Annotated in this window: 14 protein-coding genes; 9 read left to right on the top strand and 5 right to left on the bottom strand. The window is 70.8% G+C overall.

The annotated features are described in order from the left end of the window. Positions 1–19: 19 nt before the first annotated feature. On the top strand, positions 20–886 hold the full coding sequence (locus ACFVGW_RS31040; RefSeq protein WP_352187692.1) for an HAD-IB family hydrolase: 867 nt from the start codon (positions 20–22) through the stop codon (positions 884–886). 347 nt (positions 887–1,233) lie between these two features. Here ACFVGW_RS31040 and ACFVGW_RS31035 read toward each other — a convergent pair whose 3' ends face one another. Then, the gene (locus ACFVGW_RS31035) at positions 1,234–2,088 is read right to left on the bottom strand and encodes an oxidoreductase (RefSeq protein WP_383289238.1); all 855 of its coding nucleotides are present in this window, start codon (positions 2,086–2,088) and stop codon (positions 1,234–1,236) included. Between the two features lie 102 nt (positions 2,089–2,190). On the opposite strand from ACFVGW_RS31035, the gene ACFVGW_RS31030 reads away from it, so the two are divergent. Then, on the top strand, positions 2,191–3,177 hold the full coding sequence (locus ACFVGW_RS31030) for an ATP-binding protein (RefSeq protein ID WP_385854268.1): 987 nt from the start codon (positions 2,191–2,193) through the stop codon (positions 3,175–3,177). 67 nt (positions 3,178–3,244) lie between these two features. Here ACFVGW_RS31030 and ACFVGW_RS31025 read toward each other — a convergent pair whose 3' ends face one another. Beyond that, on the bottom strand, positions 3,245–4,540 hold the full coding sequence (locus ACFVGW_RS31025) for a hypothetical protein (RefSeq protein ID WP_385854267.1): 1,296 nt from the start codon (positions 4,538–4,540) through the stop codon (positions 3,245–3,247). 264 nt (positions 4,541–4,804) lie between these two features. On the opposite strand from ACFVGW_RS31025, the gene ACFVGW_RS31020 reads away from it, so the two are divergent. The 6 genes from ACFVGW_RS31020 to ACFVGW_RS30995 all read left to right on the top strand — a co-directional run bounded on the left by ACFVGW_RS31020 (position 4,805) and on the right by ACFVGW_RS30995 (position 13,059). Further along, positions 4,805–7,432 (top strand): bifunctional SulP family inorganic anion transporter/carbonic anhydrase, encoded by a 2,628-nt coding sequence (locus ACFVGW_RS31020; RefSeq protein WP_385854266.1) that lies wholly within the window; start codon positions 4,805–4,807, stop codon positions 7,430–7,432. A 194-nt stretch (positions 7,433–7,626) separates the two neighbouring features. Next, positions 7,627–9,582: an acetate--CoA ligase gene (gene acs / locus ACFVGW_RS31015; RefSeq protein ID WP_385854265.1), complete on the top strand. Its 1,956-nt coding sequence runs from the start codon at positions 7,627–7,629 to the stop codon at positions 9,580–9,582. Between the two features lie 309 nt (positions 9,583–9,891). Next, the gene (gene nhaA / locus ACFVGW_RS31010; RefSeq protein WP_385854264.1) at positions 9,892–11,295 is read left to right on the top strand and encodes a Na+/H+ antiporter NhaA; all 1,404 of its coding nucleotides are present in this window, start codon (positions 9,892–9,894) and stop codon (positions 11,293–11,295) included. Between the two features lie 37 nt (positions 11,296–11,332). Continuing rightward, positions 11,333–11,830 (top strand): phage holin family protein, encoded by a 498-nt coding sequence (locus tag ACFVGW_RS31005; RefSeq protein ID WP_352187685.1) that lies wholly within the window; start codon positions 11,333–11,335, stop codon positions 11,828–11,830. Further along, a complete protein-coding gene (locus tag ACFVGW_RS31000) occupies positions 11,827–12,771 on the top strand; it encodes an alpha/beta fold hydrolase (RefSeq protein WP_383222356.1) in 945 nt (314 codons plus the stop codon). The genes ACFVGW_RS31005 and ACFVGW_RS31000 overlap by 4 nt, the downstream gene beginning before the upstream one ends. A 99-nt stretch (positions 12,772–12,870) precedes the next feature. Next, positions 12,871–13,059, top strand: coding sequence for a hypothetical protein (locus ACFVGW_RS30995; protein WP_352187683.1), 189 nt, complete (start codon positions 12,871–12,873; stop codon positions 13,057–13,059). 80 nt (positions 13,060–13,139) lie between these two features. Here the strand turns inward: ACFVGW_RS30995 and ACFVGW_RS30990 are convergent, their stop codons facing one another. The 3 genes from ACFVGW_RS30990 to nth are packed head-to-tail and all read right to left on the bottom strand — an operon-like array spanning position 13,140 to position 16,266. Beyond that, on the bottom strand, positions 13,140–14,339 hold the full coding sequence (locus tag ACFVGW_RS30990; RefSeq protein ID WP_352187682.1) for a MarP family serine protease: 1,200 nt from the start codon (positions 14,337–14,339) through the stop codon (positions 13,140–13,142). Between the two features lie 58 nt (positions 14,340–14,397). After that, on the bottom strand, positions 14,398–15,114 hold the full coding sequence (locus ACFVGW_RS30985; protein ID WP_385854263.1) for an NUDIX hydrolase: 717 nt from the start codon (positions 15,112–15,114) through the stop codon (positions 14,398–14,400). 60 nt (positions 15,115–15,174) lie between these two features. Beyond that, positions 15,175–16,266, bottom strand: a complete 1,092-nt coding sequence (gene nth, locus ACFVGW_RS30980) for an endonuclease III (protein WP_385854262.1) — start codon at positions 16,264–16,266, stop codon at positions 15,175–15,177. Positions 16,267–16,450: 184 nt separating this feature from the next. Between nth and ACFVGW_RS30975 the strand changes: the two genes are divergently transcribed. Then, positions 16,451–17,125, top strand: a complete 675-nt coding sequence (locus ACFVGW_RS30975) for a Crp/Fnr family transcriptional regulator (protein ID WP_015034542.1) — start codon at positions 16,451–16,453, stop codon at positions 17,123–17,125. Positions 17,126–17,230: the final 105 nt, after the last annotated feature.

Genomic DNA, 17,230 nt, shown 5'->3' with positions numbered 1-17,230 from the left:
ACGCCCCAGCGTACGCCGAATGGCGGGCACCTATGCTCGGCTCGTGGAAAACCACTCGATGCCGCGCACAGCCGCCTTCTTTGACCTGGACAAGACGGTCATTGCGAAGTCCTCGACGCTGACCTTCAGCAAGTCCTTCTACCAAGGCGGACTGATCAACCGCCGCGCCGTCCTGCGGACGGCGTACATCCAGTTCGTGTTCCTCGTGGGCGGTGCCGACCACGACCAGATGGAGCGGATGCGCGAATATCTTTCCGCGCTCTGCAAAGGATGGAACGTCTCGCAGGTCAAGGAGTTGGTCGCCGAGACCCTGCACGAGCTGATCGACCCGATCATCTACGACGAGGCGGCCTCCCTCATCGAGGAGCACCATGCCGCCGGCCGTGACGTCGTGATCGTCTCGACGTCGGGAGCCGAGGTCGTGGAGCCGATCGGCGAGATGCTCGGCGCCGACCGGGTCGTCGCGACCCGGATGGTCGTCGGCGACGACGGCTGCTTCACCGGCGAGGTGGAGTACTACGCCTATGGGCCCACCAAGGCGGAGGCGGTGCGGGAGCTCGCGGAGTCGGAGGGCTACGACCTCTCGCGCTGTTACGCGTACAGCGACTCGGCGACCGACGTGCCGATGCTGGAGTCCGTCGGCCACCCCTACGCGGTCAACCCCGACCGCGCGCTGCGCCGCGAGGCCACCGCCCGGGACTGGCCGATCCTGCTCTTCGAGAAGCCGGTCCGCCTCAAGCAGCGGCTGCCGGGGTTCCGGATGCCGCCGCGACCCGCGCTCCTGGCCGTCGCCGCCGTGGGCGCGGCAGCCGCGACCGCCGGACTGGTCTGGTACGCCAATCGTCGGCGCAACTCCGCTCTTGCCGATCGCTTTGCCCGGATTTGAGGCGAAAGTAAAGAAGTGGAGCCAGGACTTTCGCTTCCCATCCGACAGGAGTAGAAAGGAATCAGGCCCGCGAGACCTAGGACATCCGAGAGGATCACCTGTTGAGCAAGAAGGCCCCACGGACCACGCACAGAAACTGAGCACCCACGCGACGTCGACCCGTCGATTACGGGCCAGCCGCACCAGGCGATGGGCAAAGTTCCCCGCTTGATGGGCACATATCGAGGACGCTTGGTAACTCGGCAGACGTGCCAGCGGCGGTACCAGGACTGGTACCGCCGCAACCCTGTTCAAGGGGCCTTCACGCCCGTCACGCCCGCCCGTCACGCCCCCCAGGGGCCGCGCCCTCAGGCAGCGCCGCGCTGGAGCGCCTCACAGACGGCGGTCGACTCGCGCACACCCAGCTCCACGGCCCGGCCGCAGTGGGCGATCCACGCCGCCATGCCCTCCGGAGTCCCCGAGAGATAGCCCTCGAAGGCGGCGACGTACGCCGCCCGGCCCTGCTCCGCATGGCCGACCTCGGCCGGGCAGATCGACTTGGGGTCCAGACCGCTGCCGATCAGCACGATCCGCTCGGCGGCGCGGGCGATCAGCCCGTTGTACGAGGTGAACGGACGGAGCGCCAGCAGTTCGCCGTGGACCACGGCCGCCGTCACGAGCGCCGGGGCCGAACCTCCCGCGATGATCAGCTCCGAGAGCCCGTCGAGCCGTCCCGCGACTTCCGCCGGGTCCGGCAGCGGCGCCTCGATCAGCGGCTCGTCGACCGGCTCGCCGGCCTGCCGGGGCCTGCCGACCGAGTCGCCGGCCTCGCCCGCCTCACCCCGCGCCGCGGCGAGCGCCGCGTCGCCGACCGCCACCAGATGCAGCCGGGCGAGCACCCGCAGCGGCGACTGGCGCCAGATGGAGAGCAGTTGGCCGGCCTCGGCGCCCAGCCGCAGGGCCGCGCCCACGGTCCGCGCCTCGGCGTCGCCGCCGAAGTCGGTGCGCCGGCGGACCTCCTCCAGGGCCCAGTCGGCGCCGGATAGCGCGGCCGAGCCGCGCGCCCCGCGCAGGGCGGCCTCGGAGGTGATCTCGTTGCTGCGGCGCCGCATCACGCGGTGGCCGTAGACCCGGTCGACGGCCTTGCGTACGGAGTCCACCGAGTCGGCGACGCCCGGCAGGGAGCCGAGGGCGGCCAGGGGGTCAGAGGCGTTCGTACTCATAGGTAGCGAGGCTACGCGCCCACGGCGCCCACCCCACGTTGGAGTGGTCTTCTTCACGGACCTCGACCACTGGGCGCGATCGTGGCGCTACGCTTCGTGAACATGAAGATCGCTTTCGTAGGGAAGGGCGGCAGCGGGAAGACCACGCTGTCCTCGCTCTTCATCCGCCATCTCGCCGCCAACGAAGCCCCCGTCCTCGCGGTGGACGCCGACATCAACCAGCATCTCGGGGCCGCGCTCGGGCTCGACGAGATCGAGGCGGCGAGGCTGCCCGCGATGGGCGCGCATCTGCCACTGATCAAGGAGTACCTGCGCGGCTCGAACCCGCGGATCGCCTCCGCCGCCTCGATGATCAAGACGACTCCGCCCGGCGAGGGCTCGCAGCTGCTCCGGGTCCGCGAGGACAACCCCGTCTACGAGGCGTGCGCACGGACCGTGCGCCTCGACGACGGCGACATCCGGCTGATGGCGACGGGCCCGTTCACGGAGTCGGACCTCGGGGTGGCCTGCTACCACTCCAAGGTGGGGGCCGTGGAGCTGTGCCTGAACCACCTGGCCGACGGGGCGGACGAGTACGTGGTCGTCGACATGACGGCGGGCTCGGACTCCTTCGCCTCGGGGATGTTCACCCGCTTCGACGTGACGTTCCTGGTCGCCGAGCCGACTCGTAAGGGTGTCTCGGTCTACCGCCAGTACAAGGAGTACGCGCGGGACTTCGGCGTCGTCCTGAAGGTCATCGGCAACAAGGTGCAGGGCCAGGACGACATGGACTTCCTGACCGACGAAGTGGGCGACGACCTGCTGGTGACGGTGGGCCATTCGGACTGGGTCCGGGGCATGGAGAAGGGCCGTCCGGCCCGCTTCGAGCTGCTCGAGGTGGACAACCGGATGGCGCTCCAGGCGCTCCAGAACGCGGCGGACGACTCGTACGCGCACCGCGACTGGGAGCGGTACACGCGCCAGATGGTCCACTTCCACCTGAGGAACGCGGAGAGCTGGGGCAACGCCAAGACCGGGGTCGACCTGGCGGCGCAGATCGACCCCGGCTTCGTCCTCGGCGAGGCCCTGCCGGTGCCCCAGCCCAGCTGACGGCGACGCCCCGGCGGACGGCGACGCCCCGGCGGACGGCGCGACGACAACCCGCCGCAGGCGCCCGTCAGTCCCGCGCGGCGGCGGGCTTCTTCACGGCCGACTGGGGCTGCGTGAGGGGCTGCGGGGCGGCCAGGAAGGTCGTCCAGCCGCCCTTCGGGGCCTCGCCGACCTTCAGGGTCCGCATCTTCGCGACCACCGTCGGGTCCTGGGCGTCCAGCCAGTCCGCGAGCTGCCGGAAGGACACGCACTTCACGTCCTTCTGCACGCAGACCGTGGCGATGGTCTCCTCGACGGCGCGCATGTACGTGCCGCCGTTCCAGGACTCGAAGTGGTTGCCGATGATCACCGGCGCCCGGTTGCCGTGGTACGAGCGGTTGAAGGCCTGCACCAGGCCGTCACGCATCTGGTCGCCCCAGTACTCGTGCATGTTCGGGTCGCCCTGCGTCTTGCCACCCGACTGGTTGACCATGAAGTTGTAGTCCATGGAGAGCGTCTGGAACTGGCGGCCGGGCACCGGCACCAGATGCATCGACAGGTCCCACAGACCGTGTTCCTTCTCGGGCCAGATCTGGTCGTTGACGCCGCTGGTGTCGTAGCGGAAGCCCAGCTCGGACGCGGCCTTCACGAAGTTCTCGCGGCCCTCCAGGCACGGCGTGCGGGCGCCGACCAGCTCCTTGTCGTAGTCGAAGGGGAGCGGCTCCTCGGCGGCGAGGCCGGCGTTCGTCTTCCAGTTCTTCACGAAGGACTTGGCCTGGCGGATCTCGCTCTTCCAGTCCTCGACCGACCACCTGCCGACACCGCTCTCCGGCCCGCAGAAGTGGCCGTTGAAGTGCGTGCCGACCTCGTTGCCCTCCTGCCAGGCGCCGCGCAGCTCCCGGACGGTGGCACGGATGCCCTCGGTGTCGTTGAAGCCGATGTCCGAGCTGCCGGCGTTGTGCTGCGGCGGGTCGTAGAGCTTCCGCTTCTCCTCGGGAAGCAGGTACACGCCGCTGAGGAAGTACGTCATCGTCGCGTCGTACTTCTGGCCGACCTTGCGGAAGTGGGAGAAGAGCTTCTGACTGTCCTCCCCCGCTCCGTCCCAGGAGAACACCACGAACTGCGGGGGCTTCTCACCCGGCTTCAGCTTCTGCCAGACCGGCTGGCGGGGCTGGGCGCCGGTGAAGGCGGTGGAGCCGTCGCCGATCAGGCGCACCGCGTTCGGCGGGGCCGCGACGGGCTTCTTCGCCCCCTCGGCGCCCTGGGGCCTGGGCGGCTTCCCGGACTCCGAGCATCCTGCGAGCCCGGTGATCAGGGCGACGGCGAGGGCACTGGCGGCAAGTGCCCTTCTGCGGACAGTGGTCCTTCTCCCGGCGGCTGACATGCGCCCACCTCTCCTCGGATTCCGTACGGCTGCGAGCGGCGTCAACCTCGCACCACGGACGCCGGAATGATGAAACGACAAGCGGAACGGGCCGCCCCTGTCACCCCAACCGGTGAAACATTGCCCTGTTTGCCCCGAAAATAATGCCGCAGTCTTTACTCTCCATTACGATCCATTTACCGAGCGTTGATATTCGCTCGGCCATCCCGCCACTGCACGCCGTGACCCAGCCGCGCCCGCGCTGCCCCGGAGGAGACGGGAAACATGGCCCTCTGTCCCCCGCCCGACCGCACCACGAACCGGCCCGACACCCAGCGGCCCCACAGCCCGCCGGACGCCCCCGGTCGCCGCCGCCTCCCCATCGCGGCCGCCGACCTGTCGGCCTCGATCTCCGTATTCCTGATCGCACTGCCCCTCTCCCTGGGCATCGCGCTCGCCACCGGAGCGCCGCTCCAGGCCGGACTGGTCGCCGCCGCCGTCGGCGGCCTCGTCGCCGGCCGCATCGGCGGCGCGCCACTCCAGGTCAGCGGCCCCGCCGCCGGCCTCACCGTGGTCACCGCCGAGCTGATCCAGCTCTACGGCTGGCGCACCACCTGCGCCATCACCGTCCTCGCCGGCCTCGCCCAGCTCGGCCTCGCCGCGCTGCGGGTGGCCCGCTCCGCGCTCGCGGTCTCCCCCGCGATCGTGCACGGCATGCTCGCCGGCATCGGCGTGACCATCGCCGTCGCCCAGCTCCACATCGTGCTCGGCGGCACGCCGCAGATGTCCACCCTGGACAACGTCCTCGGACTGCCCGCCCAATTGGCCGCCCACCATCCGGCCGCACTCTCCATCAGCGCCCTCACCGTCGCCGTCCTGCTGATCTGGCCCCGGCTGCCCGGGCGCGCGGGACGGTTCGTACGGAAGCTCCCGGGGGCGCTCGTCGCCGTGGCCGCGGCGACGGCGCTCGCCGCGTTCGCGGGGCTCGCCGTCCCCCGCGTCGATCTGCCCTCCTGGAGCAGCCACGCCCTGCCCGGACTGCCGGAGGGACCGGTGCTCGGCATCGCGGCCGGCGTCCTCACCATCACGCTCGTCACCAGCGTGCAGTCGCTGCTCTCCGCCGTCGCCGTCGACAAGCTCGTGGCGGCCCGCGCCGACAACGGAGGCAGCGGCGGCCAGGGGCCCACCGTGCCCCGCTCACGTCTCGACCGCGAACTCGCGGGCCAGGGGGCGGCCAACGTCGTCTCCGGCGCGCTCGGCGGGCTGCCGGTGGCCGGCGTCGCGGTGCGCAGCGTCGCCAATGTCTCCGCGGGCGCCGTCAGCCGCAACTCCACGATGCTGCACGGACTGTGGATCGTGCTGGCGGCACTCCTCTTCGTCCCGGTGCTCGACCTGATCCCGCTGCCCGCGCTCGCCGCCCTCGTGATGGTGGTCGGCATCCAGATGGTGAGCATCACCCACATCCGCACCGTCACACGGCACCGCGAGATCCTCGTCTACGCGGTGACGCTGAGCGGTGTCGTGCTGGTCGGCATCCTCGAGGGCGTCGCGCTCGGGATCGCGGTGGCCGTCGCCGTCGCGATGCACCGCCTCGCCAAGACCCGCATCACCCGCGCGGAGCGCGACGGCCGCCACCTGGTCCGCGTCCGCGGACAGTTGACCTTCCTCGCCGTACCCCGGCTCAGCCGGGCCCTGCACCAACTTCCCCCGGGAGCTCATGTGGTCGTCGAGTTGGACGGGTCCTTCATGGACCACGCGGCGTACGAGACGTTGCGCGACTGGCAGGCAAGCTGTCTCCGGCACGGCGGCGAGGTGGAGATCACCGGCCCCGCAGGCGCCCGGATCACCGAACCGGACTCCGCGTCCCACGCCTGCTGCCGCCCCTGGACCGCCTGGCGCAACCACCATTGCGGCGAGGCCCACGCCGCCGACGAGACCCGTCGGCCGACCGGCCATCAGCTGGCGAGCGGCATCGGCAAGTTCCAGCGCAACACGGCGCCTCTCGTACGGGACGAACTCGCGCGCCTCGCCCGCGAGGGCCAGCGCCCCTCGCAGCTCTTCCTCACCTGCGCCGACTCCCGGCTGGTCACGAGCATGATCACCTCCAGCGGGCCCGGCGACCTCTTCACCGTACGGAACGTGGGCAATCTCGTTCCGCTGCCCGGAGAGGAGAGCGGGGACGACTCGGTCGCCGCGGCGATCGAGTACGCGGTGGAGGTCCTGCGCGTCCAGTCGATCACCGTCTGCGGACACTCCGGCTGCGGTGCGATGCAGGCCCTGCTGAACAGCACACCCGGAGCGGACGCCCCGCAGAGCCCGCTGCGGCGCTGGCTGCGCCACGGCCGGCCCAGCCTGGAGCGGATGGGCAGCCGCCGACACACCTGGGCCCGGATCTCGGGCCGGCTGCCGGCCGACGCGGTCGAGCAGCTCTGCCTGACCAACGTGGTCCAGCAGCTGGAGCACCTGCGGGCGTACGAGTCGGTGGCGCGGCGCCTCGCCGAGGGCACGCTGACGCTCCACGGGATGTACTTCCACGTCGGCGAGGCGCAGGCGTATCTGCTGGCCGGCCCGGACGAGCAGCATCGCTACGACGATGTCTTCGACCTGGTCCCGCCGTCCATCGTGTCGGCCGACGACCGGGCCGACGCGACCGGGAGCCGCGGCGGGCCGGCCGGCGCGCGAACCGGCGCACCCGTCGATGTGCTGTCCGGCGCACTCTCGGGTTCGCTCGCCGACGCCCTGGCCGCCCCGTCCACCGCTCCGTCCACCGCTCCGTCCACCGCCCCGCCGGCAGCCCCGTCCGCAGCTCCGTCGGCCGACGCGCCCGCCGAGGGCGGCAGCCGGATCGCGACAGCCGGGGACCGCCTCGCGCCGACGATGATCAAGAATCGGACGCGGGCGCGCGCGTCCTGAACCTTCCCTCCCTCACGTCCGTGAGACTGGGTGGCCCCTTCTTCCCACCGCTCGGGAAGGAGGGGCCACCGCACGCCCGCCACCTCATAGGTCTAAACCAATTTCCTGGAGACTCTTGTCACCCGGGCATCTGACTGATGAGCTATGACGCGGGACACATAGGCACATAGGACGCCCTGGGAAAGGGAGATGTCGTGAGCAACGAAAGCCTGGCCAACCTCTTGAAGGAAGAGCGGCGGTTCGCGCCGCCGGCCGAGCTGGCCGCGCACGCCAACGTGACGGCGGAGGCGTACGAGCAGGCCGCGGAGGACAGGCTTGGCTTCTGGGCCGAGCAGGCGAAGCGGCTCACCTGGGCCACCGCGCCGACGGAGACCCTCGACTGGTCGAACCCGCCGTTCGCCAAGTGGTTCGCCGACGGCACGCTCAACGTGGCGTACAACTGCGTCGACCGCCACGTCGAGGCGGGCAACGGCGACCGGGTCGCGATCCACTTCGAGGGCGAGCCGGGCGACAGCCGGGCCATCACCTACGCCGAGCTCAAGGACGAGGTCTCCAAGGCGGCCAACGCCCTGACCGAGCTGGGCGTCACCAAGGGCGACCGGGTCGCGATCTACCTCCCGATGATCCCCGAGGCCGTCGTCTCGATGCTGGCCTGCGCCCGCATCGGCGCCGCGCACTCCGTGGTCTTCGGCGGCTTCTCCGCCGACGCCATCGCCACCCGCGTCGAGGACGCCGACGCCAAGCTCGTCATCACCGCCGACGGCGGCTACCGCCGCGGCAAGCCGAGCGCCCTCAAGCCCGCCGTGGACGAGGCCCTCACCCGCACCGACAAGGTGGGCAACGTCCTCGTCGTCCGTCGCACCGGCCAGGACGTGGAGTGGACCGAGGGCCGCGACGTCTGGTGGCACGACGTCGTCGCCCGCCAGTCCGCCGAGCACACCCCCGAGGCGTTCGAGGCCGAGCACCCGCTCTTCATCCTCTACACCTCCGGCACGACGGGTAAGCCCAAGGGCATCCTGCACACCTCCGGCGGCTACCTCACCCAGGCGGCGTACACCCACCACGCCGTCTTCGACCTCAAGCCGGAGACCGACGTCTACTGGTGCACCGCCGACATCGGCTGGGTGACCGGGCACTCGTACATCACGTACGGTCCGCTGGCCAACGGCGCGACGCAGGTCATGTACGAGGGCACCCCGGACACCCCGCACCAGGGCCGCTTCTGGGAGATCATCCAGAAGTACGGCGTCACGATCCTCTACACGGCGCCCACAGCGATCCGTACGTTCATGAAGTGGGGCGACGACATCCCCGCGAAGTTCGATCTGTCGAGCCTGCGCGTGCTGGGCTCGGTCGGCGAGCCCATCAACCCCGAGGCCTGGGTCTGGTACCGCGAGCACATCGGCGCCGGCAGGACCCCGATCGTGGACACCTGGTGGCAGACCGAGACCGGCGCGATGATGATCTCCCCGCTGCCGGGCGTCACCGAGACCAAGCCGGGCTCGGCCCAGCGCCCGCTGCCCGGCATCTCCGCCACCGTCGTCGACGACGACGCGAACGAGGTCCCGAACGGAGGCGGCGGCTATCTGGTCCTCACCGAGCCGTGGCCGTCGATGCTGCGCACCATCTGGGGTGACGACCAGCGCTTCCTCGACACGTACTGGTCCCGCTTCGAGGGCAAGTACTTCGCCGGCGACGGGGCGAAGAAGGACGAGGACGGCGACATCTGGCTGCTCGGCCGGGTCGACGACGTCATGCTCGTCTCGGGTCACAACATCTCCACCACCGAGGTCGAGTCGGCGCTCGTCTCGCACCCGTCCGTCGCCGAGGCGGCGGTGGTCGGCGCCGCCGACGAGACGACCGGCCAGGCGATCGTCGCGTTCGTGATCCTGCGCGGTTCGGCGAGCGAGGACGAGGGGCTCGTCGCGGAGCTGCGCAACCACGTCGGCACGACGCTCGGCCCGATCGCCAAGCCGAAGCGGATCCTGCCGGTGGCGGAGCTGCCCAAGACCCGTTCCGGCAAGATCATGCGGCGACTGCTGCGCGACGTGGCGGAGAACCGGGAGCTCGGCGACGTGACGACGCTGACCGACTCCTCCGTCATGGACCTCATCCAGACGAAGCTCCCGAGCGCGTCCAGCGAGGACTGAGCCACAAGCCGCCCACGCCTCAGGCCTTGGCCACGGGCCTTGGCCACGGGCCTTGTCCTGCGGCCGCCGGCCACCTCGCCGCACACCGCCCGTCCCGGGTCTCCCGGGGCGGGCGGTCGCGTGTGCACCCCGGTCTCCACAACGGGCCGGAGGGCGGTTCTGTCCCTAAAGTGAAGATCGCCGGACACAGCCCTCGCTCGTTAGGTAAAGTAAAGATCGCGTCAGAGACGCGACAGAAACACCTAGGTGCGCCGGGAAGTCTGGTCGGCATGTGCTTTGTGCTGCCCAACCGACCGGAGGTCGCCGCCCGTGCCCGCGCCCGCACCCACCCCCACCGGCCGCAAGTTCCTCGGCCGCCTCTCCTGGCCCGAGCGGCGGTACGTCGCCGAGGCGCTGCGCGCCGAGACCGTCGGTGGCGTGCTCCTCCTCCTGGCCGCGGTCACCGCGCTGATCTGGGCGAACTCCCCCGTCAGTGCGAGCTACGAGACGGTGTCCGACTTCCACATCGGCCCCGCCGCCCTCGGCCTGGACCTCTCGATCCAGCACTGGGCGGCCGACGGCCTCCTCGCGGTCTTCTTCTTCGTCGCGGGCATCGAGCTCAAGCGTGAGCTGGTCGCGGGCGAGCTGCGCGATCCCAAGGCCGCCGCCCTCCCCGTCGTCGCCGCCCTCTGCGGCATGGCCGTACCGGCCCTCGTCTACGCCCTGACGAACCTCGTCGGCGACGGCTCGATGGACGGCTGGGCCGTGCCCACCGCCACGGACATCGCCTTCGCGCTCGCGGTCCTCGCCGTGATCGGCACCTCGCTGCCGTCCGCGCTCCGCGCGTTCCTGCTCACGCTCGCCGTCGTCGACGACCTCTTCGCGATCCTGATCATCGCGGTCTTCTTCACAAGCGACCTCGACTTCGCCGCCCTCGGCGGCGCGTTCGCCGGTCTCGCCGTCTTCTGGCTGCTGCTGCGCAAGGACGTGCGCGGCTGGTACGTCTACGTCCCGCTCGCCCTGGTCATCTGGGGCCTGATGTACAACAGCGGCGTGCACGCCACGATCGCCGGTGTCGCCATGGGCCTGATGCTGCGCTGCACCAGGCGGGAAGGCGAGGAGCAGTCCCCCGGCGAGCACATCGAGCACCTGGTCAGGCCGCTCTCCGCCGGTCTGGCCGTGCCCCTGTTCGCACTGTTCTCGGCGGGCGTGAACATCAGCGGGAAGTCCTTCGTGGACGTCTTCACCAACCCGGTCACACTCGGTGTGGTCCTCGGCCTCGTCGTCGGCAAGGCCGTCGGCATCTTCGGCGGCACCTGGCTCGCCGCCCGCTTCACCAAGGCGGAGCTCAACAGCGACCTGTCCTGGCCCGACGTCTTCGCCGTCGCCTCCCTCGCCGGCATCGGCTTCACCGTCTCCCTCCTCATCGGCGAGCTCGCCTTCGAGGGCGACGACGAACTGACCACACAGGTCAAGGCGGCCGTCCTCATCGGTTCGCTCACCGCCGCCGTGCTCGCGACGGTCCTGCTCAAGCTGCGGGTACGGAAGTACCAGGCCCTGCTGGCCGACGAGGAGCGCGACGAGGACCAGGACGGCATCCCCGACATCTATGAGGAGGACGATCCGGGGTACCACCTGAGGATGGCCGCGATCTACGAGAGGAAGGCCGCGGAGCACCGCGAGCGCGCCCGACTGGCGGGGGCATCGAGCGATGACGGCGACAGTCCGGCATGATCTGAGGTCGGACCTGAGAAGAGAAGAGGGAGCAGCGATGAGCGACCCGGTCAACGGAGCCGAGCGCAGCCTCGGTCAGCTGGTCGCCTCGGCGACCGCCGAGATGTCCGCGCTGGTGCACGACGAGATCGCCCTGGCGAAGGCCGAGATCCGCCAGGACGTCAAGCGGGGCGCCATCGGCGGCGCGGCCGGCACGGCCGCCGCCACGGTGCTCCTCTTCTCGCTGCCCATGCTGAGCTTCGCGCTGGCCTACGGCATCAACACCTGGACCGGTGGCCACAACGGCGAGGGCGGCTGGAACCTCGCCTGGTGCTTCCTGCTCTCCTTCGCGGCGAACGTGCTGCTCGCAGGGCTGCTCGGGCTGCTCGCGTACGCCAAGTTCAAGAAGGTCAAGCCGCCGGAGAAGTCCATCAACTCGGCCAAGCAGACGGCCGCGATCCTGCAGAACGCCAAGCCGCACCCCCGCCCCGAACGGGCGGCTCTGCCGGCCACGGTCCAGGAGAAGGTCGCCGCTGTGGGACGCTCGTCCACATGACCGTCCCTGAGAGCAGCAACGGCAGCGGCCCCGTCGGCAGCCCCGTACGGATCGACGGGCCCTGGACCCACCGCGATGTGGCCGCCAACGGCGCGCGCTTCCACATCGCGGAGATGGGCGACGGGCCGCTCGTCCTGCTGCTGCACGGCTTCCCGCAGTTCTGGTGGACCTGGCGCCACCAGCTGCCTGCTCTCGCCGACGCCGGCTTCCGGGCCGTGGCGATGGATCTGCGCGGCGTGGGCGGCAGCGACCGTACGCCGCGGGGTTACGACCCCGCCAACCTGGCACTCGACATCACCGGCGTCGTCCGCTCCCTGGGCGAACCGGACGCGGCCCTCGTCGGCCACGGACTGGGCGGCTACCTCGCCTGGACCGCGGCCGTCATGCGGCCGAAGCTGGTGCGCCGCCTCGCGGTCTCCTCGATGCCGCACCCGCGCCGCTGGCGCTCGGCGATGCTCTCCGACTTCTCCCAGTCGCGCGCCGGCTCGTACGTATGGGGGTTCCAGCGTCCCTGGCTGCCGGAGCGTCAACTCGTCGCGGACGAGGCGGCCCTGGTCGGCCGGCTGATCGAGGACTGGTCGGGCCCGGGGCTGCCGGACGAGGAGGCGCTCGCCGTGTACCGGCGGGCGATGTGCATCCCGTCGACGGCGCACTGCTCGATCGAGCCGTACCGCTGGATGGTGCGGTCCATGGCGCGGCCCGACGGCATCCAGTTCAACCGGCGTATGAAGCGCCCTGTGCGGGTACCGACACTGCACCTGCACGGTTCGCTGGACCCGGCGATGCGGACGCGGAGCGCGGCCGGTTCGGGCGAGTACGTGGAGGCGCCGTACCGCTGGCGGCTCTTCGACGGTCTCGGGCACTTCCCTCACGAGGAGGACCCGAAGGCGTTCTCCACGGAGCTCATCAACTGGCTGAAGGACCCCGAGCCGGATCGGTGACGTACGGCCGTTCGACGAACGGCCATGTGCCCGGCGCATACTCCAATTGGCGGGCCCCCGGGCGGTTACCGACCTTGGGCCACGGGCAGACGTCGGGGTATGGGCTGGACGCACGACTACGGTGACACGGCACGCAACCGCCGCTCGGCCGCTGGGCCGGGCTCACACGAGAGGAGCGGCCCGCAGGAACAGGGTCGCTCACATCCGGGGCAGGACATCGGCATTCCGCGCATCCTGCGCCGCCGGGCCCGCTGGGTCTCGGCCCGGCTCAGGCACACCCGGGACTGACCGCACCCCGGACCGCATCCCCGGGCCACGCGCCCGGGCCGGAGACGTCCAACCGCCGCGGCGCACAGCGGCGCAGCCGCCTACAGCGCGCAACCCTGGCTGTCGACCTGCTGTGTCGCCGCGCGGCCCTGGACGATGTCGTCCCGGATCTCGTCGACCGTCAGCGCGTAGCCGGTGTTCCTGTCGTCGAGCGAGCGGGCGAAGATCACGCCGGACACCTTGCCGTCCTCGGTGAGCAGCGGGCCGCCGGAGTTGCCCTGACGGACCGTCGCGTACAGGGAGTAGACGTCCCTGCGCACCTCGCCGCGGTGGTAGATGTCCGGGCCGTTCGCGCTGATACGGCCCCGGACGCGCGCCGAGCGGACGTCGTACGAGCCGTTCTCGGGGAAGCCCGCGACGATCGCGCTGTCGCCGCTGCGGGCGTCCTCCTCGGTGAACTGCAGCGGCCGGACGTCCAGGTCGGGCACGTCCAGGACGGCGATGTCGCGCTGCCAGTCGTAGAGGACGACCTTCGCGTCGTACAGCTTGCCCTCGCCGCCGATCTGGACGGTCGGCTCGTCGACGCCGCCGACGACATGGGCGTTGGTCATGACGCGGCGGTCGGCGAAGACGAAGCCGGTGCCTTCGAGCACCTTGCCGCAACTGGGGGCCGTGCCCACGACCTTGACGATCGAGCGCTGGGCCTCGGCGGCGACCGGGCTTCCGGCGAGCGCCGGGTCCGGCGGCCTGACTTCGGTGATGGGCTCGTTGGCGAACGGGCTGAAGACCTGGGGGAAGCCGTTCTGCGCCAGCGTCGAGGTGAAGTTCGTGAACCAGGTGGACGCCTGATCGGGCATCACCTGCTCGACACCGAGCAGCACCTTGGAGCTGCGGACCTCCTTGCCGAGCGTGGGCATCGAGGTCCCGGCGAGGGCCGAGCCGAGCAGCCAGGCCACGAGGAGCATCGCGACCACGTTGACCAGCGCGCCGCCGGTGGCGTCCAGGGCTCGCGCAGGTGACCACGTGATGTGCCGGCGCAGCTTGTTCCCGAGGTGGGTGGTGAAGGCCTGGCCGACGGAGGCGCAGACGATCACGACGACCACGAAGACGACCGTCGCCGTGGTGGAGACCTCGGAGTGGTTCGTCAGCCAGTCCCAGACGACCGGGAGCAGGAGGACGGCGACGAGGCCGCCGCCCAGGAAGCCGATGACCGACAGGATGCCGACCACGAAGCCCTGGCGGTAACCGATGATCGCGAACCACACGGCGGCGAGCAGCAACAGGATGTCCAGCACGTTCACCGTCAATAGCCTCGCAGATTCGTCTTCGGTCGCCCCGGGCTCCGGGGGGTTCAGCCTGTCATGAGCGCCAGTCGAGCGGGACCTGCTTGGCCCGGTCCCACGGCTGCTCCCAGCCGGCGTAGTGGAGGAGCCGGTCGATCACTCCGGCCGTAAAACCCCAGACCAGAGCGGATGCGACGAGGAACCCAGGGCCCTTGTGGCCACTGGGGTGGACGGTGGTCGCGCGGTTGGCGGGGTCCGTGAGATCCGCCACGGGGACGGTGAAGACCCGGGCGGTCTCGGCGGGGTCGACGACCCCGACCGGGCTGGGGGTGTGCCACCAGCCGAGGACGGGAGTCACCACGAAGCTGCTGACCGGGATGTAGAGCTGGGGCAGGACGCCGAAGAGCTGGACGCCGGAGGGATCGAGTCCGGTCTCCTCCTCGGCCTCGCGCAGGGCGGCACGCAGCAGGCCTCCGCCGGCCGGGTCGCCGTCCTCCGGGTCCAGGGCGCCGCCGGGGAAGGAGAGCTGTCCGGCGTGGGAGCGCAGCGAACCGGAGCGCTCCATGAGGAGCAGCTCGGGGCCGCGCTCGCCCTCACCGAAGAGGATGAGAACGGCGGACTGGCGCCCGGCGCCGTTCGCGGGCGGCAGGAAGCGGCTGAGCTGCTCGGGCGCGACGGTGCGCGCCGCCCGGTCGACGGGGGCGAGCCACTCGGGCAGGCCGTCCCGTCTCAGCAGGCCGCCGGTCCCCACGCCGTGGGTCGTCTCCCCGGTCTCTTCTTCCGTGCGCGTCATAGGCACCCCCGATGATTCACAACGCGATACGTGCGTGGGTTCGTTCCCCCGGGCTGCGCCTCATTCGGCCCCCGGGGCCACACCGGGAGCGGGGGCGGCCGGACGGCCGGGGTAGTCCGGGGGCGGGTTGAGGCGCTGGCCCGGGAAGCCGCCCTTCTCGTACTTCAGGAGCTTCGCCGCCTTCTCCGGGTCGGTCTCGCCCTCCCCGTACGCGGGGCAGAGCGGGGCGATCGGGCAGGCGCCGCAGGCGGGCTTGCGGGCGTGGCAGATCCGGCGGCCGTGGAAGATCACGCGGTGCGAGAGCATCGTCCACTCGCTCCTGGGGAAGATCTCGGCGACCTCGGCCTCGATCTTCACCGGGTCGTCGCTCTCGGTCCACTTCCAGCGGCGGGCGAGACGCATGAAGTGGGTGTCGACGGTGATGCCGGGTACGCCGTAGGCGTTGCCGAGGACGACGAAGGCGGTCTTGCGGCCCACGCCGGGCAGCTTGACCAGGTCGTCGAGGCGGCCGGGGACCTCGCCGCCGAAGTCGTCCCTGAGGGCCGCGGCGAGGCCCATGATCGACTTGGTCTTGGCGCGGAAGAAGCCGGTGGGCCGGATCAGCTCCTCGACCTCCTCGGGGACGGCGGCTGCCAGGTCCTCGGGCGTCGGGTACTTCGCGAACAGCGCGGGGGTGGTCTGGTTGACCCGCAGGTCGGTCGTCTGGGCGGAGAGGACCGTGGCGACGAGGAGCTCGAAGGGGTTCCGGAAGTCCAGTTCGGGATGGGCGTACGGAAAGACCTCGGCCAGCTCGCGGTTGATCTTCCGGGCGCGGCGGACCATCGCGAGCCGGGACTCCGGCTTCGCGGCCTTCGGAGCGGTCCTGGGGGCGGCCTTCGCCCCGGCCTTCGCCGTGGACGGCTTCGCGGCCTTCGCCACGGAGGCCTTCGCGGCCTTCACGGCGGACGACTTCTCGGCCTTCGCCGCGGACTGCTTCGCGGGCTTCGCCGCCGACGGTTTCGCGGGCCGCTTTGCAGGCTTCTTGGCGGCCTTCACAGGGTCTTTCGTGGCATTTGTCCGCTTCGGCGCACCCTGTTCGCCCACAGCGGAATTACCCTTGGCCGACACTCTTCCAGCCCCCTTGGCCTGCGCTCTCACCGGCGAGTTGGACACCCGGCCAGCCTAAGCGCCACCACCGACATCCGCCCTGGGCATGGCCGATCACGACCCAATCGGGCCCCTGACGTACGGACGGGCGGTTCGGTACGTCAAACTTGTTGTGATTGATCGCACTGTTTTGTGCGTCCGGCATCATGGGATCAAGGTCCCCTGAGCAGGTCGACATAGGAGAGAACTCGTGGACGACGTTCTGCGGCGCGCCCCGCTCTTCGCGGCGCTCGATGACGAGCAGGCCGCGGAGCTGCGCGCCTCGATGAGTGAAGCGACGCTCGCCCGTGGCGACGCGCTCTTCCACGAGGGAGACCCCGGCGACCGCCTGTACGTGGTCACCGAGGGCAAGGTGAAGCTCCACCGCACGTCCCCCGACGGCCGCGAGAACATGCTCGCCGTCCTCGGCCCCGGCGAGCTGATCGGCGAGCTGTCCCTCTTCGACCCGGGCCCGCGCACCGCCACCGCGACCGCGCTGACCGAGGTCAAGCTGCTCGGCCTCGGCCACGGCGACCTCCAGCCCTGGCTGAACGCCCGCCCCGAGGTGGCCACCGCCCTGCTGCGCGCGGTCGCCCGCCGGCTCCGCAAGACCAACGACCAGATGTCCGACCTGGTCTTCTCCGACGTGCCGGGCCGTGTCGCCCGCGCGCTCCTCGACCTGTCGCGCCGCTTCGGCGTGCAGTCCGAGGAAGGCATCCACGTCGTCCACGACCTCACCCAGGAGGAGCTGGCCCAGCTGGTCGGCGCCTCCCGCGAGACGGTGAACAAGGCCCTCGCGGACTTCGCCCAGCGCGGCTGGCTCCGCCTGGAGGCCCGCGCCGTGATCCTGCTGGACGTCGAGCGCCTCGCGAAGCGTTCGCGCTAGGCCCCCGGCACGTACGTACGAGAGCGGCCGCCCGGTCATGGACCGGGCGGGCGCGCCACCAAAGAACGGGGGGACGAACACAAACAAAACCACCCCAAACACGGG

This window comes from Streptomyces sp. NPDC127129, assembly GCF_042671585.1.
Classification (GTDB): Bacteria; Actinomycetota; Actinomycetes; order Streptomycetales; family Streptomycetaceae; genus Streptomyces.
Note: the sequence above shows the minus strand (reverse complement) of the source record. Positions and strands in the feature narration are given on the sequence as shown.